Annotated in this window: 22 protein-coding genes; 13 read left to right on the top strand and 9 right to left on the bottom strand. The window is 74.5% G+C overall.

Going from position 1 to position 23,470, the window contains the following annotated elements; all coding sequences use genetic code 11:
- Positions 1–87: 87 nt before the first annotated feature.
- Positions 88–450 carry a DUF6401 family natural product biosynthesis protein gene (locus BAW75_RS27075; protein WP_104115377.1) on the top strand — a complete coding sequence of 121 codons (363 nt, stop codon included), beginning with the start codon at positions 88–90 and terminating at the stop codon, positions 448–450.
- A gap of 76 nt (positions 451–526) precedes the next feature.
- Here the strand turns inward: BAW75_RS27075 and BAW75_RS27070 are convergent, their stop codons facing one another.
- Positions 527–1,387: a mechanosensitive ion channel family protein gene (locus tag BAW75_RS27070; protein ID WP_104115370.1), complete on the bottom strand. Its 861-nt coding sequence runs from the start codon at positions 1,385–1,387 to the stop codon at positions 527–529.
- Positions 1,388–1,587: 200 nt separating this feature from the next.
- Between BAW75_RS27070 and BAW75_RS27065 the strand changes: the two genes are divergently transcribed.
- The 3 genes from BAW75_RS27065 (at position 1,588) to BAW75_RS27055 (ending at position 5,818) form a co-directional block, all read left to right on the top strand.
- Positions 1,588–3,741 (top strand): ATP-binding SpoIIE family protein phosphatase, encoded by a 2,154-nt coding sequence (locus BAW75_RS27065; RefSeq protein WP_104115369.1) that lies wholly within the window; start codon positions 1,588–1,590, stop codon positions 3,739–3,741.
- A gap of 9 nt (positions 3,742–3,750) precedes the next feature.
- Positions 3,751–4,428: an HAD family hydrolase gene (locus BAW75_RS27060; protein ID WP_043325039.1), complete on the top strand. Its 678-nt coding sequence runs from the start codon at positions 3,751–3,753 to the stop codon at positions 4,426–4,428.
- Between the two features lie 100 nt (positions 4,429–4,528).
- On the top strand, positions 4,529–5,818 hold the full coding sequence (locus tag BAW75_RS27055) for a cation:proton antiporter domain-containing protein (RefSeq protein WP_104115367.1): 1,290 nt from the start codon (positions 4,529–4,531) through the stop codon (positions 5,816–5,818).
- A 12-nt stretch (positions 5,819–5,830) separates the two neighbouring features.
- On the opposite strand, the gene BAW75_RS27050 is transcribed toward BAW75_RS27055, so the two are convergent.
- Positions 5,831–6,769 carry an NAD(P)/FAD-dependent oxidoreductase gene (locus BAW75_RS27050; protein ID WP_208635320.1) on the bottom strand — a complete coding sequence of 313 codons (939 nt, stop codon included), beginning with the start codon at positions 6,767–6,769 and terminating at the stop codon, positions 5,831–5,833.
- A gap of 101 nt (positions 6,770–6,870) precedes the next feature.
- Here BAW75_RS27050 and BAW75_RS27045 point away from each other — a divergent pair, with 101 nt between their 5' ends.
- Positions 6,871–7,095: a DUF3072 domain-containing protein gene (locus BAW75_RS27045; RefSeq protein ID WP_043330357.1), complete on the top strand. Its 225-nt coding sequence runs from the start codon at positions 6,871–6,873 to the stop codon at positions 7,093–7,095.
- Positions 7,096–7,099: 4 nt separating this feature from the next.
- Here BAW75_RS27045 and BAW75_RS27040 read toward each other — a convergent pair whose 3' ends face one another.
- Positions 7,100–7,600, bottom strand: a complete 501-nt coding sequence (locus BAW75_RS27040; RefSeq protein WP_104115365.1) for a metallophosphoesterase family protein — start codon at positions 7,598–7,600, stop codon at positions 7,100–7,102.
- Positions 7,601–7,689: 89 nt separating this feature from the next.
- A complete protein-coding gene (locus BAW75_RS27035; protein WP_104115364.1) occupies positions 7,690–9,480 on the bottom strand; it encodes a glycoside hydrolase family 15 protein in 1,791 nt (596 codons plus the stop codon).
- A 112-nt stretch (positions 9,481–9,592) separates the two neighbouring features.
- Here BAW75_RS27035 and BAW75_RS27030 point away from each other — a divergent pair, with 112 nt between their 5' ends.
- Complete coding sequence (locus BAW75_RS27030; RefSeq protein WP_043325043.1) at positions 9,593–10,180, top strand: general stress protein; 588 nt, start codon at positions 9,593–9,595, stop codon at positions 10,178–10,180.
- Positions 10,181–10,219: 39 nt separating this feature from the next.
- On the opposite strand, the gene BAW75_RS27025 is transcribed toward BAW75_RS27030, so the two are convergent.
- Positions 10,220–10,807: a DUF1684 domain-containing protein gene (locus BAW75_RS27025; protein ID WP_104115363.1), complete on the bottom strand. Its 588-nt coding sequence runs from the start codon at positions 10,805–10,807 to the stop codon at positions 10,220–10,222.
- A 114-nt stretch (positions 10,808–10,921) separates the two neighbouring features.
- Here BAW75_RS27025 and BAW75_RS27020 point away from each other — a divergent pair, with 114 nt between their 5' ends.
- Positions 10,922–11,404 (top strand): MarR family winged helix-turn-helix transcriptional regulator, encoded by a 483-nt coding sequence (locus tag BAW75_RS27020; RefSeq protein ID WP_043325045.1) that lies wholly within the window; start codon positions 10,922–10,924, stop codon positions 11,402–11,404.
- A gap of 11 nt (positions 11,405–11,415) precedes the next feature.
- The gene (locus tag BAW75_RS27015) at positions 11,416–12,402 is read left to right on the top strand and encodes a pirin family protein (protein WP_104115361.1); all 987 of its coding nucleotides are present in this window, start codon (positions 11,416–11,418) and stop codon (positions 12,400–12,402) included.
- A 44-nt stretch (positions 12,403–12,446) separates the two neighbouring features.
- Here BAW75_RS27015 and BAW75_RS33265 read toward each other — a convergent pair whose 3' ends face one another.
- Positions 12,447–12,575, bottom strand: a complete 129-nt coding sequence (locus BAW75_RS33265) for a hypothetical protein (RefSeq protein WP_255292629.1) — start codon at positions 12,573–12,575, stop codon at positions 12,447–12,449.
- Positions 12,576–12,714: 139 nt separating this feature from the next.
- On the opposite strand from BAW75_RS33265, the gene BAW75_RS27010 reads away from it, so the two are divergent.
- Positions 12,715–14,304, top strand: a complete 1,590-nt coding sequence (locus BAW75_RS27010; RefSeq protein ID WP_104115360.1) for a phospholipase D family protein — start codon at positions 12,715–12,717, stop codon at positions 14,302–14,304.
- Here the strand turns inward: BAW75_RS27010 and BAW75_RS27005 are convergent.
- On the bottom strand, positions 14,253–14,990 hold the full coding sequence (locus BAW75_RS27005) for a hypothetical protein (protein WP_104115358.1): 738 nt from the start codon (positions 14,988–14,990) through the stop codon (positions 14,253–14,255). The two genes, BAW75_RS27010 and BAW75_RS27005, sit on opposite strands and share 52 nt — an antisense overlap.
- A 287-nt stretch (positions 14,991–15,277) precedes the next feature.
- Between BAW75_RS27005 and BAW75_RS27000 the strand changes: the two genes are divergently transcribed.
- Positions 15,278–16,099 (top strand): SigB/SigF/SigG family RNA polymerase sigma factor, encoded by an 822-nt coding sequence (locus BAW75_RS27000; RefSeq protein ID WP_104115356.1) that lies wholly within the window; start codon positions 15,278–15,280, stop codon positions 16,097–16,099.
- Between the two features lie 139 nt (positions 16,100–16,238).
- The gene (gene hrpB, locus BAW75_RS26995; protein WP_104115354.1) at positions 16,239–18,743 is read left to right on the top strand and encodes an ATP-dependent helicase HrpB; all 2,505 of its coding nucleotides are present in this window, start codon (positions 16,239–16,241) and stop codon (positions 18,741–18,743) included.
- A gap of 3 nt (positions 18,744–18,746) precedes the next feature.
- Here hrpB and BAW75_RS26990 read toward each other — a convergent pair whose 3' ends face one another.
- Positions 18,747–19,472 (bottom strand): PP2C family protein-serine/threonine phosphatase, encoded by a 726-nt coding sequence (locus BAW75_RS26990; RefSeq protein WP_043325052.1) that lies wholly within the window; start codon positions 19,470–19,472, stop codon positions 18,747–18,749.
- Between the two features lie 215 nt (positions 19,473–19,687).
- Here BAW75_RS26990 and BAW75_RS26985 point away from each other — a divergent pair, with 215 nt between their 5' ends.
- Entirely contained in the window at positions 19,688–22,294 is a 2,607-nt protein-coding gene (locus BAW75_RS26985; RefSeq protein ID WP_104115353.1) for a glycoside hydrolase family 9 protein, read from the top strand.
- A 44-nt stretch (positions 22,295–22,338) separates the two neighbouring features.
- The gene (locus tag BAW75_RS26980; RefSeq protein WP_104115351.1) at positions 22,339–22,659 is read left to right on the top strand and encodes a DMT family transporter; all 321 of its coding nucleotides are present in this window, start codon (positions 22,339–22,341) and stop codon (positions 22,657–22,659) included.
- Here the strand turns inward: BAW75_RS26980 and BAW75_RS26975 are convergent.
- Positions 22,637–23,197, bottom strand: a complete 561-nt coding sequence (locus BAW75_RS26975) for a DinB family protein (RefSeq protein WP_104115349.1) — start codon at positions 23,195–23,197, stop codon at positions 22,637–22,639. The genes BAW75_RS26980 and BAW75_RS26975 overlap by 23 nt on opposite strands.
- Between the last annotated feature and the right edge of the window lie 273 nt (positions 23,198–23,470).

The following is a 23,470-nucleotide window of genomic DNA, read 5'->3' as shown; positions in this document are numbered from 1 at the left end:
GACGACGTGGCCGCTCTCCCGGACGACCCCGCAGTCCGCCGGTCGGCCGAGGTCGGTCCGCACCGGGCGGCGTTAGCCTCGGACACCATGCGCGTGCCGAACAACCGGGTCGCGACCCGCTCCGCGGCAGTGGCCGCGCGGTCGACCCTCACCACGCTGACCGCCGCCGTCGGCACCGCCGGCCTCGCCGCGGCCCACGCGAACCCCGGGCTGCTCGCCGAGGTCGACCAGCACGCCGCCGGGGTACGCGACAGCCTCGACGGCGACCGCCACCCGCTCACCGTGGCGGCGCTCGCCGGATACGCCGAGGGGCTGCGCGACGCGGCGGCGGAGCACGGCTGGACGCCGCCGGCCGAGCCGGTGGACTGGTCCGCGCCGGACTGGGTGCTCACCCGCCTGCTGGCGGTCTGCCTGCTGGCCCGCGGACTCGACCCGCGTCACCTGGCCTGACCGGCAGCCGGCCGGACCCGGACACGGTTTCGGGGCGCCCGCCACCATCCCGCGGACACCCCGTCACCCGTTGCCGTCAGCCTCCCGGCCGGCGGAACTGCTGCGTCTCGTCGCCCATCTCGCCGGAGCGGTACGTGCCCGCGCCCGACATCGACGACTGCGGCGCGGCCGGCGTCGGCTGCCCGCCCCGGTCGGCCATGTTGCGTTCGTAGTCACCCCGGCCGGCCTGCTGCGCCTGCCGCTGCTGCCGGATCGCCCGGGACTCCTCGGCGGCCCGGTGCAGCCACCCGTCCCAGCGGTCCTGCATCGGCTTGATCAGACCACCACCGACACCGACGATCAGGATGCCGGCCACGGTGGCGAGGAAGGCCACGAGCACCGGTGTGGTCACCGTGGTGGCGATACCCACCTGGTTCAGCGCGGCGATGATGCCGAGCGCCAGGATGAAGATCGCCGTCACGTCGGCCAGCACCCGGCCGTACGAGAGCCCGCCGAGCGCGCCGGAGACCAGGTCCCGGACGGCGTTGGCGATGGCGGCGGCGATCACCACGATCACGATCGCCACGAAGGCTCTCGGCAGCCAGGACACCACCCCGCGGATCAGGTCGCTGATCGCGTTCGGCCCCCACACCCCGAAGGCGAACTGCAGGGTGAACAGCAGGACCGCGTAGTAGGCCAGTTTGGCCAGGATGTCGCTGGCGTCGTACTTGGTGCGTTCCAGGGCCCGTTTGATACCGCCCCGTTCCACGGCGCGGTCGAACCCGACCCGTTCCAGTGCCGCGTCCACGATTTTGAGTACGGCTCTAGCGATGAGCCAACCCACGACGAGAATCGCGATGAACGCGATCGCCCGCGGTACGAAGAGCAGCACCGACCTCCAGAAGTCGGTCCAGGCCGCACCGATGTCGACCTGCCCGACCGCGAGGGTTTTCGGCATGATGTCCCTCCTGTCGCGTGAACTGCGCCGCCCGCATACCCGGTGACCTGGGCAGCACTCCGAGCCGGACCGGGCCAATTTCCCGACATGGGTGATCGAACCGGCCGTGACCTGCCCGAACGTCCGCGCCGCCGGAAGCCGGGACCCGCCACGAACGCATGATCGGAACCAGCCCGCCACGCTCCGGTTAGGCTGCGGTCATGCCAGGCACCGTCGGTCGGGTTCCCACACCGCCCGCCCCCGCACCGGGAGCGCCCGCCGATCCCGTCGTCCACGGGCCGCCCGCGCAGACCGGTCATCCGTGGGCCGGCACGCCGCTGGGCGCACCGCAGGGCTGGGATCCGGCGGTACGCGCCGTGATGGACGTGGTGCTCGCCTCCCCGGTGCCGATGGCGCTGCTCCTCGGCGACGACCTCGTCGTCTTCTACAACGACGGGTACGCCGAGCTGATCGGCGACCGGCACCCGCACGCGCTGGGCCGGCCGGCGGCCGAGGCGTTCGCCGAGGTGTGGCGTGATCCCGGCGCCGGCGAGGCGCTGGAGCGCGTCTACCGGCACGGTGAGCCGTTCCTGCAGCGGGAGGCGGTGCTGCCCGCCGACCGGCAGGGTCCGGCCGAGCCGGCCGTGTTCACCCGTGGGCACTGCGCGGTACGCGACTCCACCGGCCGGATCGTCGGCGTGCTCACCGTCTCGGCGCAGACCACCCAGCTGACCCAGCAGTTGCAGAGCCTGAGCGACTTCGCGGCGGCGCTGTCCGGCACGCTCACCCTGGACGACGTGGCCCGGGTGACGCTGCGCTACTGCCTGCACTCCTTCGACGCGGACCGGGTGTCGTTCGCGGTGGACGAGGGCAGCGCCTGGCGGCTGGTCCGCCGCATCCGCGGCGAACTGCTCGACGAGGCCGACGAGCGGCTGCCCCCGCTGTGGCGGCGGATGTCCGCCGAGTCGGCGCTGCCGGCGGTGGTGTCCGCGCGCAGCGGCGTGGCCTCGTTCACCGCCGACGGCCAGCCGCTGCGCGGCGTCGCGGCGGACCGGCACGACGAGAAGATCCGCGCGCTGGCGGCGCTGCCGCTGCGCACGAGTGTGGTCCGTGGCTCGCTCACCATCGGTTACCGGGAGCCGCGTCCGTGGTCCCCCGCGGAACGGGCGCTGCTCGCCGCGTCGGCGGAGCTGGTCGGCCAGGCCGCCGAGCGGGCCCGCCGCTTCGAGACCCAGCACGGCACCGCCCAGATGCTGCAACGCAGCATGCTGCCGGAGCGGCTGCCGGACCTGCCCCGGCTGCGTATCGCCGCCCGGTACGACCCGGGCGTGGACGGCAACGCCGCCGGCGGCGACTTCTACGACGCGTTCCTGCTGCCCACCGGCGCGCTCGGGGTGGTGCTGGGCGACGTGGCCGGGCACGACCTGCAGGCCGCCGCCCGGATGGGCCAGGTGCGCGCCGCGCTGCGCGCGCTCGCCCTGGTCGACCCTCGCCCGGACGCGGTGCTCGACGGCCTGGACCGGCTGGTCGCCAGCCTCGGCGTCGCGTGCGGCACCCAGGAGCTGTTCGTCACAGTCGTGTTCGGCGTGATCGACGCGGACCGGGAACTGGTCACGCTGGCCAGTGCCGGGCATCCCGCGCCGCTGATCCGGCGCGCCGGACCCGACGCGGCGGTGGCCGAGTTCGTCGACGTGCCGCCCGCTCCTCCGCTGGGCCTGGGCGGGCGGGCGCGTACCGTCACCGTGCCGTTCCGCCCCGGTGACACCCTGCTGCTCTACAGCGACGGCGTGGTGGAGCGCCGCTGGCAGGACGTGGCCGCCGGAATGGCGGGCCTGGGCGCGGCGGTGACCGGAGCGGCCGGCGGGGACCCGCGCGCGCTGTGCGCTGTCGCGACCGCCGCGGTGCCGGGCGCCACCGAGGACGACGTGGCGGTGCTCGCGGTGGAGTACGCGGTCCGGCCGAGCCGGTCGGCGAGCATGGAGGTGCCGGCCGAGCCGACCGCGCCGAGCCGGGTCCGGCACTGGATGACCGCGCAGCTCACCGAGTGGCAGGTGCCCGAGGCGGTGATCGGCGCGGCGGTGCTGTGCACGAGCGAGCTGACCACGAACGCGCTGCTGCACGCCGGCACCGCCGCCCGGGTCGAGGTGGACCTGTCCGCGGAGCGGCTGCTGGTGTCGGTGGCCGACTCGGGCACCCGGGGTCAGGTGACCCGCGCCCAGACCGACACGCTCAGCAGCCGGGGCCGTGGGCTCGGCCTGATCGAGGAGCTGAGCGACGCCTGGGGGACCGACCCGACCGTACGCGGATCGACTGTGTGGTTCGAGATCCTCATCCCGGCGGACGGACCGCGCGTCGGCGACGCCCCGGCCGGGTAGGAGCCGGACATGACCGACGACAAGCGCCGCGGTGTCCTCTTCGACGTGGACGGCACCCTGGTCGACACCACGTACCTGCACACGGTGAGCTGGTGGGAGGCGCTGCGCCAGGCCGACCACCGGGTGCCGATGGCGCGGATCCACAGGTCCATCGGCATGGGCTCGGACAAGCTCCTCGACCACCTGCTCGGCGCGGAGCGCGACCGGGACGCCGACGGCCGGCTGCGCGACGCGCACGACGCGCTCTACGGCGAGTACTGGGAGCGCCTCACGCCACTGCCCGGGGCGCGGGAGCTGCTGCGCGCCTGCGCGGAGCGCGGGCTGCGGGTGGTGCTCGCGACCTCGGCCGCCGAGCACGAGGTGACCGCGCTACGGGCCGCGCTGGACGCCGACGACGTGATCGACTCGGTCACCTCGTCGGCCGACGCGCGGGAGAGCAAGCCGGCGCCGGACATCCTGGTCGCCGCGCTGGAGCAGTCGGGGCTGGCCGCCGAGCGGGTGGTGTTCGTCGGCGACTCGGTCTGGGACGTCGCCGCCGCCGGCAAGCTCGACATCCCCTGCATCGGGCTGACCTGCGGCGGCACCGGCCGCGCGGAGCTGGCCGGCGCGGGCGCGGTCGCGGTGTACGACGACCCGGCCGCGCTGCTGGACGCCCTGTCCGACAGCGCCATCGCCTCGCTCGGCTGAGCGGCGGTCAACCGGCGGGCGCGCGCAGGCTTAGCCGGGTCCGCTTCGGGGCACTGCTGGACTCCACCGCCCGGCCGCCGGGCGTCGGAAGGGTGGTGCCGTGGAACCGGTCGATGTCGCGTTCGCTCTGCTGGGCGTCGGTGCGCTGCTGGCCGGGGTGCTGCCCCGGGTCCTGGAGCAACGGCCGCTGTCGATGCCGATCGCGTTCCTCGGGCTCGGCATGCTCGTCTTCGTGCTGCCCACCGGTCTGCCCACACCGGATCCGCTGCGCTGGCCGGAGCTGACCACCCACCTCACCGAGGTCGGCGTGATCGTCGCGCTGATGGGCGCCGGCCTGAAGATCGACCGTCCGTTGAGCTGGGCCCGCTGGTCGTCGACGTGGCGGCTGCTGGCGATCGCCATGCCGCTGTGCATCGCCGCGGTGGCGCTGCTCGGCTGGTGGTGGGCCGGGCTGGTGCCGGCCGCGGCGCTGCTGCTCGGCGCGGCGCTCGCGCCCACCGACCCGGTGCTCGCCTCCGACGTGCAGGTGGGCGAACCGACCGACGTGGAGGACTCCGAGGACGAGGTGCGCTTCGCGCTCACCTCGGAGGCGGGCCTGAACGACGGGCTGGCCTTCCCGTTCGTGTACGCGGCCATCGCGATCGCCACCACCGGGCTCGCGCCGTCCGGCTGGCTCGGCGAGTGGTTCGCGGTGGACGTGCTCTACAAGCTCGCCGCCGGGGTGGGCGGCGGGTTGCTCGTCGGCTGGCTGCTCGGCAAGCTGTTCTTCCGCGCCCCGAGCAAGCTGCGGCTGGCCCGGCACTCCGAGGGGTTCCTCGCGCTGGCCGCGACGTTCCTCGCGTACGGGCTGGTCGAGGTGATCGGCGGGTACGGCTTCCTGGCTGTGTTCGTGGCCGCCCGGGCGATCCGGGCCGCCGAGCGCACCCACGAGTTCCACTCCGTGCTGCACGACTTCGCCGAGCAGGTGGAGCGGCTGCTCACCGTGCTGTTGCTGCTGCTGTTCGGCGGCGCGGTGATCGGCGGGCTGCTCGCGCCGCTGACCTGGCCGGCCGCGCTGGCCGGGTTGGCCCTGGTGCTGGTGATCCGGCCGCTGGCCGGGTGGCTGTCGCTGCGCGGCGCGCCCGGCAAGCCGGCCGAGCACTGGGTGATCTCGCTGTTCGGCATCCGCGGCGTCGGCTCGTTCTACTACCTGGCGTACGCCACCAGCAAGACCGACTTCCCGCAGGCGGAGCTGGTCTGGGCCACAGTCGGTCTCGTGGTGGTGGTCTCGGTGGTGGCGCACGGGATCGCCGCGACACCGGTCATGCAGTTGCTGGACCGGGAGGGTGAACGCACCGGCGAGGACACGCGGGCCGGGTCGGCGGCGCAGCCGGTGGGCGCCACCGGCTGAGCGCGCCCCGGTTCAGCCCAGCCGGGCGGCGAGCGCGCGGCCGAGGTCCCGGCCGGAGCGCCAGGCGGTCTGCACGCGCGGGCGGCCGAACGCGTCGCCGGCCAGGCCGATGCCGTCGTCGTCCAGGTGGAACGTGGCATCCCCGGCGTGCGCGGCCGGGGTCGCGTACGTCCAGCGGTGCACGTGGGTCGACAGCGCCGGCTCGGGCAGCCCGAGCAGGTCGCGGACCGCCTGCTCGATCGCCTCGCGGGCGGCGGTGGGCTGGAGCAGGTGCCGGGCGGCGAACCCGGCGGTGGTGTGCGCTACGAGCACCGGCGCGCCGTCGCCGCGCCGGTCGCCGTCGTCGCAGACCAGGCTGAGCACCGGGTGGTCGTTGACGAACGCGCCCCGGAAGTCCGCCCAGCGGCGGGCCGGGAAGTGCAGCACCCCGGTCAACGCGGACGACCACCGCTGCGCGGCCACCGCCCGGGTCGCCTCGGCCAGCGCCGGGTCCAGCAGCAGCGCGGCCTGCGGGCCGGGCATGGCGAGCACCACCGCCTCGGCCTCGGCGCCGTCGGCCCGGGGGCCCGGCTCGACTGTCATCACCAGCCGGTTGTGGGTCACCGGAAGGTCGCCGGCCAGGTGTTCGACGAGCGAGCGCAGCCCGCGTGGGGCGGCCCACCGCATCGGGCCGGTGACCTGCTCGCGTCCGCCCGGCCCGTACGCGGCGAGCGTGTCGGTCCACTCCCGCGCCAGCCCGGCCGCCCGCCACCGGTCCACCACGGCGGCGAAGTCCGGGGCGTCGACGGTGAAGTACGCGGCGCCCAGGTCCGCCGGGCGGCCGTCGAAACGCTTGCTGGCCATCCGCCCGCCGGTGACCCGGGCGCGCTCGCGCAGCCGTACCGGGATCCCGGCCCGCGCCAACTCGGTCGCGCACGCCACTCCGGCGATGCCCGCGCCGACCACCACCACGCCCGCCCGGTCCGTCGTCACCAGGTGATCGTAGGCGGCGGCCGGCATGAACCCGGCGGCCCGGGGGTAGTGGAACACCTGTTCGAGGAGAGGTGATGAGCATGGCCGACCGCGCCAGCACCAACGGCAGGAACGTGAACCCGGACGCCGCCGTCAAGGACCCGGACGACTGGGTCACCGGCGACGAGCCGCCCACCGCCGCCCAGGAGTCGTACCTGCACACGCTGGCGCAGGAGGCGGGCGAGCCGGTGCCGGAGGGCCTGACCAAGGCCGAGGCGTCCCGGCGGATCGACGAGTTGCAGGCGGAGACCGGCCGGGGCCGCTGAGCGGTCAGCGCGGGGGCAGGCGGTGCAGCTCGACCCGGTCGAGCCGCCCCGCCGCCACCCGCGCGGTCAGGTACGTCGCGTGCGGCTGCGCCCGCCGGTCGGTCGGCGAGCCGGGGTTGAGCAGCCGCAGGCCGCCCGGGGCGACGCTGTCCCAGGGGATGTGCGAGTGCCCGAAGACGAGCAGGTCGCAGTCGCCGTACGCGGCGGCGCAGCGCTCCTCGCGGCGGGTCTTCGGGCCGGTCTCGTGCACCACGGCGACGCGCAGGCCGTCCAGCTCGACCCGGGCCACCTCGGGCAGCCGGGCGCGCAGCTCCGGCCCGTCGTTGTTGCCGTACACGGCGACCAGCCGGCGCGACCGCGCCTCCAGCAGGTCCAGCAGCGCCACGTCCACCCAGTCCCCGGCGTGCACCACGACATCCGCGGCCTCCACGGCCGCCCACAGCGGCCCCGGAAGATCCCGCGCCCGCTTGGGCACGTGCGTGTCCGCCATGATCACCAGCTCCACCCCCTCATCCTCCCCCACCCCTCTCTTTCCCGCGCCGATCATGAGGTTGGCGGCACTCGGGGAGATCGACTACGCCGTCAACTTCATGATCAACGCGGAAAGGCGGCGCGGGCGGCGGCGTCGGTGATGCGGCCGGCGGCGGTGATCAGGCCGATGTGCGAGTACGCCTGCGGGAAGTTGCCCATCTGCTCGCCGGTGTCCGGGTCGATCTGCTCGGCGTACAGGCCGAGGTCGTTCGCGCGGGCGGCGAGCCGTTCGAACAGCCGCCTCGCCCGGTCCAGTTCCCCCGCCTCGGCCAGGCCGGCGGCCAGCCAGAACGAGCAGATCACGAACCCGGCCGGGTCGCCGTCGAAGCGGCGCAGCAGCCCGTCGCGGGACAGCCGCCGCTCCAGCAGGTCCATCGTGGCGCGCATCCGCCGGTCGCTCGCCGGCAGGAAGCCGACCAGCGGCATGACCAGCACCGAGGCGTCCAGGTCGTCGGAGCCGAACACCCCGGTGTACGCGCCGACCCGCTCGTTCCAGCCCCGGGCGAGCACCGCCGCCCGCACCTCGTCGCGCGCGGCGGCCCAGCGGGCCACGTCGGCCGGCTCGCCGATGCGGGAGCCGAACCGGACCGCCCGGTCCAGCGCGGTCCAGCACTCGACCTTGGAGGAGACGTAGTGCCGCTGCGGGCCGCGCGCCTCCCACATGCCGGCGTCGGGCCGGTGCCAGCCGCGTTCGGCCTGGTCGGCGAGCGTGCGCAGCAGGTCACGCACCTCCGGTGACATGGGGTCGAGGTAGTAGCGCATCAGCCAGGCCGCATCCAGCACCTCGCCCAGCACGTCGTTCTGCCGCTGCCGCCAGGCGTCGTTGCCGACGAGCACCGGCCGGCTGCCGGCGTACCCGGCGAGGTGGTCGAGGTCGTGCTCGGTCAGGTCCCGCTCCCCCTCGACGCCGTACATGATCGGCACCGGCTCGTCGCCGATCCGGCCCATCGCCCGCGCCACCCAGGTGAACTGCCGGTCCGCCTCGTCCGGGCAGGCGGCCCGCCACAGCGCCTGGAGGGTGAGGCTGAAGTCGCGCAGCCAGACGTAGCGGTAGTCGTAGTTGCGGTCGCCGCCGAGCCGCTCCGGCACCGAGGTGGTGGCCGCCGCGACGACCGCGCCGCTGGGCGCGTACGTCATGCCCTGCACCGCGAGCGCGCTGCGCCGCACCTCGTCGCGGTACTCGCCCTGGTAGTCGTGCAACGCCGACCAGGACCGCCACCCGGCCACCGTCTCGGCGATCACCTCGGCGGCGTCGGGCAGCGCCGGTTCGGCGCCGGCGTACGTCGGGGCGTACCCGAGGGTGAAGCGGTGCGTGCTGCCGGCGCGGGCGGTGAACCGCCCGGTGGCGGCGCCCCCGGCGATGGTGAGCGGGACGTCGGCGCGCAACTCCAGGCGGCAGGCGCCGGCGGTGGCGCGGATCACGCCGTCGCGTTCGGTCAGGTAGGCGCCGACGCGGCCGTACTCGAAGCGGGGCGCGTAGTCGACGCGCATCGCCACCTCGCCGGTGAGCCCTTCCACCAGCCGGGCCAGCACCCGCGGCGAGCGCATCCCGATGTCGTGACCGCGCGCGCCGGGCTCCAGCGCCAGCGCGTCGGTGACGGCCACCGTGCCGGTCGCGGTGGCGAAGACGGTACGCAGCACGAGCGCGTCGTCCAGGTAGGAGCGCGTGCTCGTCGACTGCCCCTCCGGGCGGATGCTCCAGTGCCCCGCGTCCTCGTAGAGCAGGCGGCCGAACACCGACGGCGCGTCGAACCGGGGCGGGCACCACCAGTCGACCGAGCCGTCGCGGTCGACCAGGGCCGCGCTGCGCCCGTCGGCGAGGAAGCCGTGCTCGCTGATGTGTCGGGTCGGCACGGGTGTGGCTACCCGGCGCGGGGCGTCGGCATGCCTCGCCACATCGGTCCGGGCCGGTGCGTTACCGCTGCCCGGCGAGGGGAACGCGGCGGGTTGACGAAGGAGGATGCTCATGACCAGACCCTCGACTCCAACCACGGCCTGGCAACCCGGCATGCCGGGCAGCGACAACCTCCCGTCCGGCCCGGGCGGTCGCCCGACGCCGCCGAGCGGGGACGGGCACGGACCGCAGGCCGGTTCGGCGACCGTCACAATCGGCTCGTACCCGGACTATCCGTCCGCCCAGCGCGTGGTGGACTATCTGGCCGACAACCGGTTCCCGGTGGAACGTACCTCGATCGTCGGTACGGACCTCACGCTCGTGGAGACCGTGATGGGACGGCTCACCACGGGCCGGGCGGCCCTGCTCGGGGCCGGCACCGGCGCCTGGTTCGGTTTGTTCATCGGGTTGCTCTTCGGCATCTTCACCGCCGGCAACTGGCTCGCGGTGATCCTGGTCGGCCTGGTGATCGGCGCGATCTGGGGTGCCGTGTTCGGCGCTGTCGCGCACGCGATGAGCGGCGGTCAGCGTGACTTCACGTCGGCCAGTTCGCTGCGGGCCGCCCAGTACGCGGTGACGGTGGACGCGGAGATGGCCGGGCAGGCCCAGCAGCTGCTCAGCCGGATGCACCTGACACCGACGGGCGCCACCGCCCGCTGACCGGCAGGGCGATGAGGGGAGGGCCGGGCGGCCCTCCCCTCATTCGTGGTACGCGCGCTCGCCGGCGCGCAGCGGCACGTCCACCCGGTTCTCCGGCGGGGCCAGCGGGCAGGCCCACCTGTCGTCGTAGGCGCAGCTGGGGTTGTAGAGGTAGTTGGCGTCCAGCCGGACCCGGTCGCCGGGCAGCACGGTCAGGCCGCGGCCGAACGTGCCCTTCACCGTGTCGGTGAGATACCGGCCCCCGCCGTACGAGCCGTCGCCGCAGGTGGCGTCCCGTACGGGCAGGAAGAGTCCGTCCCCGTACGCCTCGATCCACCAGAGCGTGAGCGGTCCCCACGGCGTCTCCGCGACGGCCACCCGCCGGTACGCGACCACGCCGTCCGGGCCGCCGGTGTCGATGCGCAGCTCGCCGGAGGCGGCGCGCAGCGGCGCCTCGACCACTGCCGACGGGTCGGGCGGGTACCAGCGCAGTCCGGTGAAGCCGGGCCGGTCGGCGGGCGGCACCGGGCTGCTGGGGTGGGTGCGGAACAGCTCGTCGCGGGCGGCCCGGAAGCCGGCCAGGTCGAGGTCGGACAGGTAGAGCGCCGCCACCCGCTCCCGCCAGTCGAGCAGGTCGAGATCGTCCATTCCCCGACCCTAGCCGGGCGGCCCGTTCAGGTTTTAAGAAGCCCCCTAAGGCACGCTGGTCCGCGCACGCCAGGGCCACTTGTTTAAATTTTAAATAGTGCTACTCTCGGAGCCATGACGGAGAGCCTGGACGCCGAGCGGATGGCCTGCTGGCGCGCGTACATCGAGTCGAGCCAGCGGCTGTTCACCCGGCTCGAGGACGACCTGCGCGCCGACAGCGACCTGAGCTTCGCCGACTACCACGTGCTGGTGCTGCTCTCCGAGGCGCCCGGCCAGCGGCTGCGCATGGGGGAGCTGGCCGACCGGCTGGTGTTCTCGCCGAGCCGGCTGACCTACCAGATCACCACGATGCGCAAGCGCGGACTGGTGGCGAAGGAGGCGTGTCCGGCCGACCGGCGCGGCAGCGAGGCAGTGCTCACCGCGGCCGGCCTGTTCGCCCTGCGCGAGGCCGCGCCGCACCACCTGCGCTCCGTGCGCGCCCACCTGATCGACGACCTCGACGACGCCGAGGTCGCCTGCCTCACCCGGGTCTTCGAGCGGCTCGGCCGGCGCCTGCGCGCCGACCGCACCGCGTCGTCCGTCCCGGCCGACAAGTAAGGAGCCCCGCGATGCCCGCGATCACCGTCGACGACGTCCTCGTCCTGCCCCGCCTGCCGAAGCTCGGCGAGGCCACCGAATACCGCTCCGTCCGCCGGGTCACCACCGCCCCCAGCGGGTACGAGGGCGAGGGCTTCCCGGTCCGCCGGGCCTTCGCCGGCGTGCCGATGACCGAGCTGGACCCGTTCATCCACCTCGACCAGATGGGCGAGGTCGACTACGCGCCGGGCGAGCCGAAGGGTACCTCCTGGCACCCGCACCGCGGCTTCGAGACGGTGACCTACATGATCGACGGGATCATGGACCACCAGGACTCGACCGGTGGCGGCGGCACCATCACCGACGGCGACACTCAATGGATGACGGCCGGAAGTGGCCTGCTGCACATCGAGGCGCCGCCGGAGCACCTGGTGATGAGCGGCGGGCTGTTCCACGGCCTGCAGCTCTGGGTCAACCTGCCCAGCATCGCCAAGATGAGCGCGCCCCGCTACCAGGACATCCGCGGCCGGGAGTCGGCGCTGCTCACCACGCCCGACGGCGGCGGCCTGATCCGGGTCATCGCCGGCGAGGTCGCCGGGCACCAGGGTCCGGGCTCGACGCACACGCCGATCACCATCGCGCACGTCACGTTGCAGCCCGGCGCCGAGCTGAGCCTGCCGTGGCGGTCGGACTTCAACGCGCTGGTGTACGTGCTGGCCGGCCGCGGCACCGTCGGCACCGACCGGCGGCCGATCCACCTCGGCCAGCTCGCCGTGCACGGGCCCGGCGAGGCGCTGCGGATCACCGCCGACCGGACGCAGGACGCCAACGCCCCGGCGCTGGAGCTGTACCTGATGGGCGGCCAGCCGATCCGCGAGCCGGTGGCGCACTACGGCCCGTTCGTGATGAACACCCGCGCCGAGCTGATCCAGGCGGTCGAGGACTTCCAGGCCGGCCGGCTCGGGGTGATCCCGACCGGGCGGGTGCCGCACAGCGACGGCCAGGGCGACCGGCCCTGACCTGCCACGGGCGCCCCGGTCCGCCGGGGCGCCCGGCCGCGGTCTCAGGAGACGGCGAAGATCCCGGCTACCCCGAGGATCACCATCAACAGGACCGCCACCAGCGCACCCCGCTCCCCCTCCACCGCCTGGTCGCGGTCGTCGGTCACGGTGTTCGTCGTCTCGGCGGGCATGTCGGTGCCTCCTCGGTGTCGCGATCCAGGGGTCTGGCGTACCCCTGGCGCGCGGCACCCACGCGACCTGCTGCTCGCCGTGCGGGGTCCTGCCGGGGGTCCTACCGTGTGAGGACGTCGTCGACCTCGGGGGTGGAACGTGACTCTGCGGGACTGGTTCCTCACCGCACAGGAACGCGCCAACCCGGGGTCTGAGTTACCCGTCTGGACCGATGGAAACCTCGCCGAGCCGTTGATTCACGGAGCCGCGTACTTCGACCGCCTGGTCAGCGAGGTGGAATCGCTCACCGCGGGCGATCATCTGTTCTTCACCGACTGGCGCGGCGACCCGGACGAGCGGATGCGCCCGGACGGCCCGACGGTGGCGCAGTTGTTCGCGCGGGCCGCCCAGCGCGGGGCGATCGTCAAGGGCCTGGTCTGGCGCTCCCACCTCGACACGCTGTCCTACAGCGAGGCGGAGAACCGCGACCTCAGCGAGGCGATCCGGGCGGCCGGCGGCGAGGTGCTGCTCGACCAGCGGGTCCGGCGCGGTGGCTCGCACCACCAGAAGCTGGTGGTGCTGCGCCATCCGGGCGACCCGAGCCGGGACATCGCGTTCGCCGGCGGCATCGACCTGTGCCACAGCCGCCGCGACGACGCCGGCCACGCCGGCGACCCGCAGCCGATCGGCATGTCCCCCCGGTACGGCCCCACACCGCCCTGGCACGACGTGCAGCTCGCGGTGCGCGGGCCGGTCGTCGGCGCGCTCGACACCACGTTCCGGGAGCGGTGGACCGACCCGATGCCGCTGGACTCGGAGAACCCGATGGCCTACCTGCGGGACCGGCTGCGCGGCTCCGACCTGCGCCCCGACCCGCTGCCCGAACAGCCCGCCGACCCGCCGCCCTGCGGGCCGCACCACGTGCAGGTGCTGCGCACCTACCCGGCGGTGCGGCCCCGCTACTCGTTCGCCCCGGACGGCGAGCGCACCGTGGCCCGCGGCTACACCAAGGCGGTACGCCGGGCCCGGCGGCTGATCTACCTGGAGGACCAGTACCTCTGGTCGACCGAGGTGGCCGAGCTGTTCGCGCAGGCGCTGCACGAGCATCCGGACCTGCACCTGGTGGCGGTCGTGCCCCGGCACCCGGACGTGGACGGCCGGCTCGCGCTGCCGCCGAACATGGTGGGCCGGGAGCAGGCGCTGTCGCTGTGCCACCGGGCCGCGCCGGAACGGGTGCACGTGTTCGACGTGGAGAACCACGACGGCACGCCGGTCTACGTGCACGCCAAGATCTGCGTGGTGGACGACGTGTGGGCCAGCGTGGGCAGCGACAACTTCAACCGCCGCTCCTGGACGCACGACAGCGAGCTGTCCTGCGCGGTGCTCGACGACACCCGCGACACCCGCGCGCCGGCCGACCCGGCCGGGATGGGCGACGGCGCCCGGAGGTTCGCCCGCGACCTGCGGCTGCGGCTGTGGCGCGAGCACCTGGACCGTGATCCCGGCGGCACGCAGGACGACGACCTGCTGGACCCGGCGGACGCGGTGGCCTCGATCACCGCGGCGGCCGACGAGTTGGACCGCTGGCACGCCGGGGGCCGGGCCGGTCCCCGCCCGCCGGGCCGGTTGCGGCCGCACCGCCCGGAGCGGCTGCCCTGGCGTACGCGGCTCTGGGCGCTGCCCGCGTACCGGCTGGTCTACGACCCGGACGGCAGGCCGCTGCGCGCCCGGCGGGCCGGCACCTGGTGACGGTCGCGCACCTCGTCGGGCACGTTCGGGCGGGCCGGATAGGCGAACGAGACCCGGGGCGAGTAGAACCCCCAGCACACGTGCAGCGGGTTGGCCGGCCGCAGCGCGTGGACCGGATGCTCCGGCGCCGGGAACTCCACCGACTCGACCTCGAACGGTGACACCGGCTCGGCCACGTACGGGTAGTCGGTGACGATCAGCTCGCCGTCGCGGCCGGTGAGGTAGCGGTGGTGGCCGTTGTGGACCTCGGTGCCGGTGTGCCCGACCCGGGCGGTGACCCGGATCAGCACCGTGCCCTCGGCGGCCCGGGTCTCGGCGGTGAGCCGGTCGCCCCGCAGGTCCAGGCGCGTCTCCCCGGCGGCGGCGGGCGCGCCCCGTGCGGCGGCGTACCGCCGGACCCGCTCGCTGGAGGAGAAGTAGTGGGTCCACCAGCCACCCGGCGTCCCGCCGTCGGGGGGATCCATGTCCGTCAGTGAGACACCCAGGTAGGTGAGCGAGTACGCGCCGAAGCCGGAGGTCTGTGTCTCGTCGTCGACCACGTACTGGTTGACGAAGACCTGACGCTGCGGGTGCGGACGCAGACCGGCGGGCAGCAGGGTCTCGACCACGCCGGGATCCGCCGGGAGCCAGCTGAACAGCAGCGTCCGGGCGTTGATGACGAGTTGCGGCGCGGCGGGATCCAGCACGGTGCCTCCGTTGACGTGTCGCTACGGACGGTACGGGCGGTCCCGTCGGCGGGACAACGACAGAAAGGCGACACTTCGCCCACCTGTCGGATTCCGCGTTGACCGATCGGGGCGCGCTATGCCCGGAAAAACGAGGTCCATACCCCGCCACACCTTAAGTACATCGTACTTTCGGCTAGATTTCGGCAGCACGATCGGGCTATGGTGGCTCCCGAACGTACTACGTCACCTAAACCTGAGCGTCACGTCTTTTTTCTTCCGCGGACGAGGTGCAGGGAGGACCACCCATGACCGCCCACACGATCAGCGCCCCGGCGACCACGCCGGCCGGCTCCGCGAAGCTCGACCCCCGCTCGCTCACCGACAGCGCACGCGACCTGCTCGCCGCCATGGCCGCGCTGCCGGCCGGCCACCCCTCGCGGCCTGCGCTGCGCGACCGCGCCATCGAGGCGTGGCTGCCGCTGGCGAACCACCTGGCCCACCGCTACAGCGGCCGCGGCGAACCGAACGACGACCTGGCGCAGACCGCCGCGATCGGCCTGATCAAGGCGATCGACAAGTTCGACCCGTCGCGCGGCGTCGACTTCGCCGGCTACGCGATCCCCACCATCATCGGTGAGCTCAAGCGCCACTTCCGCGACCGCACCTGGGACATCCGCGTCCCCCGCCGGTTGCAGGAGCTGCGCCTGGCGATCTCCGAGGCCAACAGCACGCTGCTCCAGACGCTCGGCCGCTCGCCGACGGTCGCCGACATCGCGGCCCACCTCAAGCTCACCGAGGAAGAGGTCCTCGAAGGCCTGGAGGGCGCCCGCGCCTACAACGCGGTGTCGCTGTCCACGCCGACCGGCGACGGCGAGCGGGCCACCGAGCTGGGCGACCTGCTCGGCGGCGAGGACGGCGAGTTCGAGCTGGCCGAGACGCGCGTCGCCCTCGGCCCGGCGCTGGCCACGCTCGACCAGCGCGAGCAGAAGATCCTCACGCTGCGCTTCTACGGCAACCTGACCCAGTCGCAGATCGCCGAGCAGATCGGCGTCTCGCAGATGCACGTGTCCCGGCTGCTGGCCCGGGCCCTGACCAAGCTGCGCGGTCAGCTCGACGGAACGTACTAGCAGGTGGCGGCGGCCGGGTCGGCGGACCCGGCGCAGCGGTCCACCCGGCCCGGTCGGCGGTGCGCCGGCCGGGCCGTTCCGTGTCCGCCCACCGGGGCCGGTGCGACAGCCCGCCGGGGGCGGGTGCGAGAGTGGGTCGGTGCTCGCCGACGTCGCCCTCGACCTGCCGGTCCGGCCGGTGCTGCCGGCACTCGTTGAAGCGCTGCGCGACCGGGGCGCCGCCGTGCTGGTGGCGCCGCCGGGCACCGGCAAGACCACCACCGCGCCACTCGCGGTCGCCGACGCCGTCGCCGGACGGGTGGTGATCGCCCAGCCCCGGCGGGTCGCCGCACGCGCCGCCGCGCACCGGATGGCCGCGCTGCTCGGCGACCGGATCGGCGACCGGATCGGCTACGCGGTGCGCGGCGAGCGCCGGGCCGGGCCGCGTACCCGGATCGAGGTGGTCACCACCGGTCTGCTGGTGCGCCGTCTGCACCACGACCCGGAGCTGCCCGGCGTGGACGCGGTGCTGCTCGACGAGTGCCACGAACGGCAGCTCGACGCGGACCTGGCGCTGGCGTTCAGCGTCGAGGCGCGCGGCACGCTGCGCCCGGACCTCTGGCTGCTGGCGATGTCGGCCACCCCGCAGGCGGACCGCTTCGCCGCGCTGCTCGGCGCGGGCGACCCCGCCCCCGTGGTACGCGCCGAGGCCGCCCTGCACCCGGTCGAGCGGGTGTGGGCGCCGCCGCCGCGCCCGGTGACGCCACCCGGCGGTGGCCGGGTCGATCCCGCGCTGCTGGACCACGTGGCCGCCACGGTCCGCCGGGCGCTGCGCGAACGCGACGGCGACGTGCTGGTCTTCCTGCCCGGCGCGGGTGAGATCGGCGCCGTCGCGCGCCGCCTGGCCGACCTGCGCGACGTCACGGTGCTGCCGTTGCACGGACGGCTGCCCGGCCCGGCCCAGGACGCGGCGCTCACCCCCGCCGCCGGGCGGCGCGTGGTTCTCGCGACGGCGGTGGCGGAGAGCAGCCTGACCGTGCCGGGCGTCCGGGTCGTGGTGGACGCCGGCCTGAGCCGGGTGCCCCGCACCGACCTGGCCCGAGGGCTGGGTTCGCTGGTGACGGTGCCGGTGTCCCGGGCGGCGGCGACGCAGCGGGCGGGCCGGGCCGGGCGGGAGGCGCCGGGCGCGGTCTACCGCTGCTGGTCCGAGGCGGCACACGAGCGGCTCGCTCCGCAGCCCGAGCCGGAGATCGCCACCGCCGACCTGACCGGGTTCGCGCTGGAGCTGGCGGCCTGGGGCACCCCGGACGGCGCCGGCCTGGCGCTGCCCGATCCGCCGCCACCGGCCGCGCTGGCCGTCGCGCGGGAGACCCTGGGCACGCTCGGCGCGGTGGACGACGACGGCCGGATCACCGCGCGCGGCCGGGCGGTCGCGGCGGCGGGCACGCATCCCCGGCTGGCGCGGGCCCTGCTGGACGGCGCGCCCCGGGTCGGCGCGGACCGGGCCGCCGAGGTGGTGGCGATCCTCGGCGAGGACACGCTGGGCGGGACGGGGGACGACCTGCCCGCCCGCTGGCGGCGGCTGCGCGACGGCGTCGACCCGGCCGCCACCGCGCGCTGGCGCACCGAGGTACGCCGCCTGCGCGCCGCTCTGCCCGCCGACGACGCCGAACGGGAGCGCCTGCCCGACGATCTGGCCGCGGGGCTGATCGCCGGGCTCGCGTACCCGGAACGGCTGGCCCGGACGCGGCGGCCGGGCGGGTCCGCGTACCTGATGGCCGGCGGGACCGCCGCGGAGCTGACGCCCGGGTCGGGGCTGGCCGGAGCGGCGTGGCTGGCCGTCGCGGTGGCCGACCGCTCCCCCGGCGCGCCGGCCGCGCGGGTACGGCTGGCCGCGCCGATCGACGAGGCGACCGCCCGGGGGGCCGGGGCGGCGCTGCTGCGTTCCGGGCGGGAGGTGGCCTGGACCGGCGGCGACGTGGTGGCCCGGGAGGTGGACCGGCTCGGCGCGATCGAGCTGCGCGAGCGGCACCTGACCGCGCCGGAACCGGAGCTGGTCGCGGCGGCGCTGCTGGACGGGCTGCGGCAGGAGGGGCCGGGACTGCTGCGCTGGACGCCGGAGGCGACCGGGCTGCGCCGCCGGATGGCGTTCTGCCGCCAGGCGCTCGGCGGGGACTGGCCGGACGTCTCCGACGCGGCGCTACTCGACCGCGCCCCCGACTGGCTCGGGCCGGAGCTGGTCCGCGCCCGCCGCCGGGCCGACCTGAGCCGGGTGGACGTGGTGGCGGCGCTGCGCCGGCTGCTGGACTGGCGGCAGGCCGCCCGGCTGGACGAGCTGGCCCCGGAACGGCTCGCGGTGCCCAGCGGGTCGCGGGTACGTGTCGACTACGCCGATCCGGGCGCGCCGGTGCTGGCGGTGAAGCTCCAGGAGACGTTCGGCTGGCGGGACGTGCCGCGCATCGCCGACGGGCGGGTGCCGGTGCTGCTGCACCTGCTCTCCCCCGCCGGGCGGCCGGTGGCGGTCACCGCCGACCTGACGTCGTTCTGGCGCACCGGCTATCCGCAGGTGCGGGCGGAGCTGCGGGGCCGCTACCCGCGTCACCCGTGGCCGGAGGACCCGACCACCGCCGAGCCGACCCGCCGGGCCGCTCCGCGCCGCCGGTGAGGGCTACTCCTCGACGACGTCGGCGATCACGACGGTGATGTTGTCCGGGCCGCCGGCCCGCAGCGCCAGGTCGATCAGCCGGGCCGCGCAGGCGTCCCGCTCCATCTGCTCGTTGAGGACCTCGGTGAGCGTGTCCGCGCGGACGACGTTGGAGAGTCCGTCGCTGCACAGCAGCCAACGGTCGCCCGCGCGGGGCACCATCGTCGCGTACGACGGGGAGACCTGGTCGCCCTGCAACGCCTGGGTGACCACGGCCCGCCGGGGGTGGCTGCTGGCCTGCTCGGCGGTGATCACGCCCTGGTCGACGAGCATCTGCACGAACGTGTCGTCGCGGGTGACCTGCTTGAGCACGCCCTCGCGGAACAGGTAGGCGCGGGAGTCGCCGACGTGCGCCAGCGCCAGGCAGCTGCCGGTACGGGCGAACAGCAGCGCGGTGAGCGTGGTCCCCATGCCCTGACGTTCCGGGTCCTCCTCCACCGCCTGGCGGATCCGCGCGGTGGCCAGCTCGATCGCGCCCTGGAGCGCGGCGACGAGCGCGTCCTCCGGCGTCTCCACGTCCAGCGGGGCGATCGCGTCGATCGCGATGCGGCTGGCCAGGTCGCCGGCCGCCATGCCGCCCATGCCGTCGGCCACCGCGACCAGCCAGGGGCCCGCGTGCTGGGCGTCCTGGTTGCCGCTGCGGATCAGCCCACGGTCGCTCGCTCCGACGGAACGAAGCTTCAGGGTCATGGGTCGCAGCCTGCCAGGTCGAGGGCTCGGTTGTCTGTAGGAGATCACCGACATCGTACGTGGCGCGCCGGACCCCTCCGCGAGCGGGCGCTCGGCCGAGCATCGGGCCGGATCGATTGACAGCGACGGAACGCGGTGGAAACATCGGCCTGATATTGGGAGCGCTCCCAGTTCCCGGTCTCCCCCCACCACCCCCGAGCACGGAAGGAACCTCCGTGACCCGATCCCGACGTCGGCTCGCCGCGCTCGCGGCCACCACGCTGGCGCTCACCGGCCTCACCGCCGGCCCGGCCCTTGCCGAGGTGCCGCCGGACGCCCCCGAACAACTCCGCAACGGCGACTTCAGCGCCGGTGTCTCCCCCTGGTTCTCCTACGGCACCGGCGACCTCGCTGTCGTCGACGGCCGGCTCTGCACCACCGTCGCGGCCGGCACCGCCAACCCGTGGGACGCCGGCATCGGCCAGGACGCGGTGCCGCTGATGCAGGGCGCCGAGTACGAGCTGTCCTTCGACGTCTCCGCCACCCCGGGCGCGGCCGTCAAGGCGGTGCTGCAGCTCGGCAGCGCCCCCTACACCACGTACGCGAGCGTCGACGCGACCGCCACCGGCACCTCGAAGCGCGTCACCACCACGTTCACCTCCCCGGCCGAGAACCCCACCGCCCAGCTGATCTTCCAGGTCGGCGGCAGCGCCGAGGCGCAGACGTTCTGCCTGGACAACGTGTCGCTGCGCGGCGGGGAGCCGGCGCCGCCGTACGAGCCGGACACCGGGCCCCGGGTCCGGGTCAACCAGGTCGGCTACCTGCCCGGCGGGCCGAAGCACGCGACTGTGGTCACCGAGGCCACCGACGCGCTGCCCTGGCAGCTGAAGTCGGGCAGCGGCGCGGTGGTCGCCAGCGGGAAGACCACGCCGCGCGGCACCGACGCCGCCTCCGGGCAGAACGTGCAGACCGTCGACTTCTCCGCGTACCGCAAGCCGGGCACCGGCTACACGCTGACCGTGGACGGCGAGACCAGCCACCCGTTCGACATCTCCGGCACGCTCTACGACCGGCTGCGCGCCGACTCGCTGCAGTTCTTCTACGCCCAGCGCAGCGGCATCGAGATCGACGGCGACCTGATCGGCGAGGAGTACGCCCGCCCGGCCGGTCACCTCGGCGTCGCGCCGAACCAGGGCGACACCGACGTGCCGTGCCAGGCCGGCGTCTGCGACTACTCGCTGGACGTGCGCGGCGGCTGGTACGACGCGGGCGACCACGGCAAGTACGTGGTCAACGGCGGCATCGCCACCTACCAGCTCCTGAGCACCTTCGAGCGGACCAAGACCGCCGAGACCGCCGACGGCGGCGCCGCCCTGGGCGACTCCACGCTGCGGCTGCCCGAGCGCGGCAACGACGTGCCGGACGTGCTCGACGAGGCCCGCTGGGAGCTGGAGTTCCTGCTGCGCATGCAGGTGCCGGCCGGCAAGCCGCTGGCCGGGATGGTCCACCACAAGATCCACGACCGGAACTGGACCGGCCTGCCGCTGCAGCCCCAGGACGACCCGGAGCCGCGTGAGCTGCACGCGCCGTCCACCGCCGCCACGCTGAACCTGGCCGCCGTCGCCGCGCAGTGCCAGCGGCTGTACGCCCCGTACGACGCCGCCTTCGCCGCGCGCTGCGGCACCGCCGCGAAGACCGCGTACGCGGCGGCCAAGGAGCACCCGGCGATCTACGCCTCGGCCAGCGACGGCACCGGCGGTGGCGCGTACGACGACTCCAACGTCAGCGACGAGTTCTACTGGGCCGCTGCCGAGCTGTGGCTGACCACCGGCGACAAGGCGTACCTGGCCGACGTCACCGGCTCGCCGCTGCACACCGCCGACGTGTTCGCCCCGAACGGCGCGTTCGGCTGGCAGAGCGTGGCCGCGCTGGGCCGCCTGGACCTGGCCACCGTGCCGAACACGCTGCCCGCCGCGGAGAAGACCCGCATCCGCGAGTCGATCACCGCCGCCGCCGACAGCTACCTGGCCACTATCGCCGGCCAGGCGTACGGGCTGCCGTTCCCGGGCAGCGCCGACGCGTACGTCTGGGGCAGCAACAGCAACCTGGTGAACAACGCGATCGTGCTGGCCACCGCGTTCGACCTGAGCCGGGACGCGAAGTACCGGGACGGCGCGGTGCAGGCCGCCGACTACCTGTTCGGCCGCAACGCGCTGAACATGTCGTACGTGACCGGGTGGGGCGAGCAGCACGCCCGCAACCAGCACAGCCGGATCTTCGGCCACCAGCTGAACCCGGACCTGCCGCGCCCGCCGGCCGGCTCGCTCGCCGGTGGCCCGAACGCCGCGCTGCAGGACCCGTTCGCGGCGAACCTGCTCGCCGGATGCGCGCCGATGTTCTGCTACGTCGACGACATCAACTCGTACGCGACGAACGAGGTGGCGATCAACTGGAACTCGGCGCTGGCGTGGCTCGCGTCGTTCCTGGCCGACCAGGGTGACGCCGGCGCGGTGCCGGCGCCGTCCTGCGCGGTCACCTACACCACGCACGGGAGCTGGCCGTCCGGCTTCACCACCCAGGTGACGGTGCGCAACACCGGCACGACGGCGGTGAACAGGTGGAGCCTGCGGTGGGCGTTCCTCGGCGACCAGAAGGTGGACCACGCCTGGTCGGCGCAGCTCGGCCAGAGCGGCGCCACGGTCACCGCGAAGAACCTGTCCTGGAACGCGAAGCTGGCGCCGGGCGCGTCCACCACGTTCGGCTTCAACGGCACCGCGTCCCGGTTCCCGAACCCGGATCCGGGGCTGGTCACCCTGAACGGGAAGGCCTGCACGGTCTCCTGACCGAGCTGACCGGACGCCATCGCAGGACCGGGTACGGTCCTGCGATGGCGTACCTCTTCCTGCTCGGCGCGATCACCGCCGAGGTGATCGGCACCAGCCTGCTCAAGGCCACAGACGGTTTCACCCGGCTCTGGCCCACACTGGGCCTGGCGGTGGCGTACCTGTCCGCGTTCGGGCTGCTCTCCCTCGCCGTGAAGGACATCCCGGTCGGCGTCGCGTACGCCGTCTGGTCCGGCCTCGGCACCGCCGCCATCATGGCGATCGGCGCGGCGTTCCTGGGCGAGCCGCTGAGCGTGGCGAAGGTGGTCGGGGCGGGGCTGGTCATCGCCGGGGTGGTGGTGCTCAACCTCGGCGGCACGCACTGAGCGCGGCCCGGCTCAGCCCGGCCGCCGCGCGCAGCAGCCGGAGCTGCCCGATCTCGGCCACGTTCTTCATCAGCTCGGCGTTCACCCACCCGACCAGGTGCGCCACGGTGAGCCCGGCGTCGGCGGGCCAGGGGTACGCGGACGGCCGGTCCAGGTCGGCCTCGGCCAGCCCGTCCAGCGCGTCCGTCCACTCCGTCCGCAGCTCCCGCAGCCAGGCGACCGTCTCCGCGCCCGGCCCGGGCCAGCGGATGTCGTCGCGTTCCCGCGCCGGGCGCTGCCGCACGTGGTCGGTCGCGACCGACCACCACCAGCCGATGTGCCAGGTCAGCCACCCGATCGTGGGCGCCGGGACCGGGTCCGGCTCGCTGTCGGCCCAGTCGGGACGCCACCCGCCGCCCGGGCCGGGGCGCATGGTCCAGCACAGCGCGGCCGGCTCCCAGAGGAAATCCGCCGGCTCCAGCCGGTCGAAGTGGTACTCGGCGAGCGCCCAGGTCAGGTCGAACTGCCAGCGCAGCAGGCCGGTCACGGAGGCAGGCATCGCGCGATCGTGGCACGGCCCGCGCCCCCGGTCGACCGGTTAACCGCTCCCGGCCCGCCTCGCGACGACGCCCCTCGCGACGTGGCGGCCCGGCGTGTCGTGGCGAGAACAAGGAACATCCAAAAAGCGATATGACTGTGAGGCATAAATATGGGTCTTGTGACGGATGTGTGGGTCGGGTGTTCATGGGCGGGGTAGTTCGGGTCGGTGGCCGCCGAGGCTGAGCATGGCCATGGCAATGAGGGCTTCGGATGAGTGGAAGCCGAAGGCCAT

The organism is Micromonospora chalcea (assembly GCF_002926165.1).
GTDB classification, from domain to species: Bacteria; Actinomycetota; Actinomycetes; order Mycobacteriales; family Micromonosporaceae; genus Micromonospora; species Micromonospora chalcea.
This window is presented reverse-complemented; position numbering and strand designations above follow the sequence as displayed.

What these genes read in the sequence shown, in the direction of transcription:
- BAW75_RS27045 (WP_043330357.1), top strand. Translation starts at nt 6,871, where the DNA reads ATGGCCGACCGCGCCAGCACCAACGGCAGGAACGTGAACCCGGACGCC.
- BAW75_RS26975 (WP_104115349.1), bottom strand. Translation starts at nt 23,197, where the DNA reads ATGCCTGCCTCCGTGACCGGCCTGCTGCGCTGGCAGTTCGACCTGACC.
- BAW75_RS27065 (WP_104115369.1), top strand. Translation starts at nt 1,588, where the DNA reads ATGCCAGGCACCGTCGGTCGGGTTCCCACACCGCCCGCCCCCGCACCG.
- BAW75_RS27070 (WP_104115370.1), bottom strand. Translation starts at nt 1,387, where the DNA reads ATGCCGAAAACCCTCGCGGTCGGGCAGGTCGACATCGGTGCGGCCTGG.
- BAW75_RS27030 (WP_043325043.1), top strand. Translation starts at nt 9,593, where the DNA reads ATGACCAGACCCTCGACTCCAACCACGGCCTGGCAACCCGGCATGCCG.
- BAW75_RS27075 (WP_104115377.1), top strand. Translation starts at nt 88, where the DNA reads ATGCGCGTGCCGAACAACCGGGTCGCGACCCGCTCCGCGGCAGTGGCC.
- BAW75_RS26980 (WP_104115351.1), top strand. Translation starts at nt 22,339, where the DNA reads ATGGCGTACCTCTTCCTGCTCGGCGCGATCACCGCCGAGGTGATCGGC.
- BAW75_RS33265 (WP_255292629.1), bottom strand. Translation starts at nt 12,575, where the DNA reads ATGCCCGCCGAGACGACGAACACCGTGACCGACGACCGCGACCAGGCG.
- BAW75_RS27025 (WP_104115363.1), bottom strand. Translation starts at nt 10,807, where the DNA reads ATGGACGATCTCGACCTGCTCGACTGGCGGGAGCGGGTGGCGGCGCTC.
- BAW75_RS27015 (WP_104115361.1), top strand. Translation starts at nt 11,416, where the DNA reads ATGCCCGCGATCACCGTCGACGACGTCCTCGTCCTGCCCCGCCTGCCG.
- BAW75_RS27000 (WP_104115356.1), top strand. Translation starts at nt 15,278, where the DNA reads ATGACCGCCCACACGATCAGCGCCCCGGCGACCACGCCGGCCGGCTCC.
- BAW75_RS27060 (WP_043325039.1), top strand. Translation starts at nt 3,751, where the DNA reads ATGACCGACGACAAGCGCCGCGGTGTCCTCTTCGACGTGGACGGCACC.
- BAW75_RS26990 (WP_043325052.1), bottom strand. Translation starts at nt 19,472, where the DNA reads ATGACCCTGAAGCTTCGTTCCGTCGGAGCGAGCGACCGTGGGCTGATC.
- BAW75_RS27020 (WP_043325045.1), top strand. Translation starts at nt 10,922, where the DNA reads ATGACGGAGAGCCTGGACGCCGAGCGGATGGCCTGCTGGCGCGCGTAC.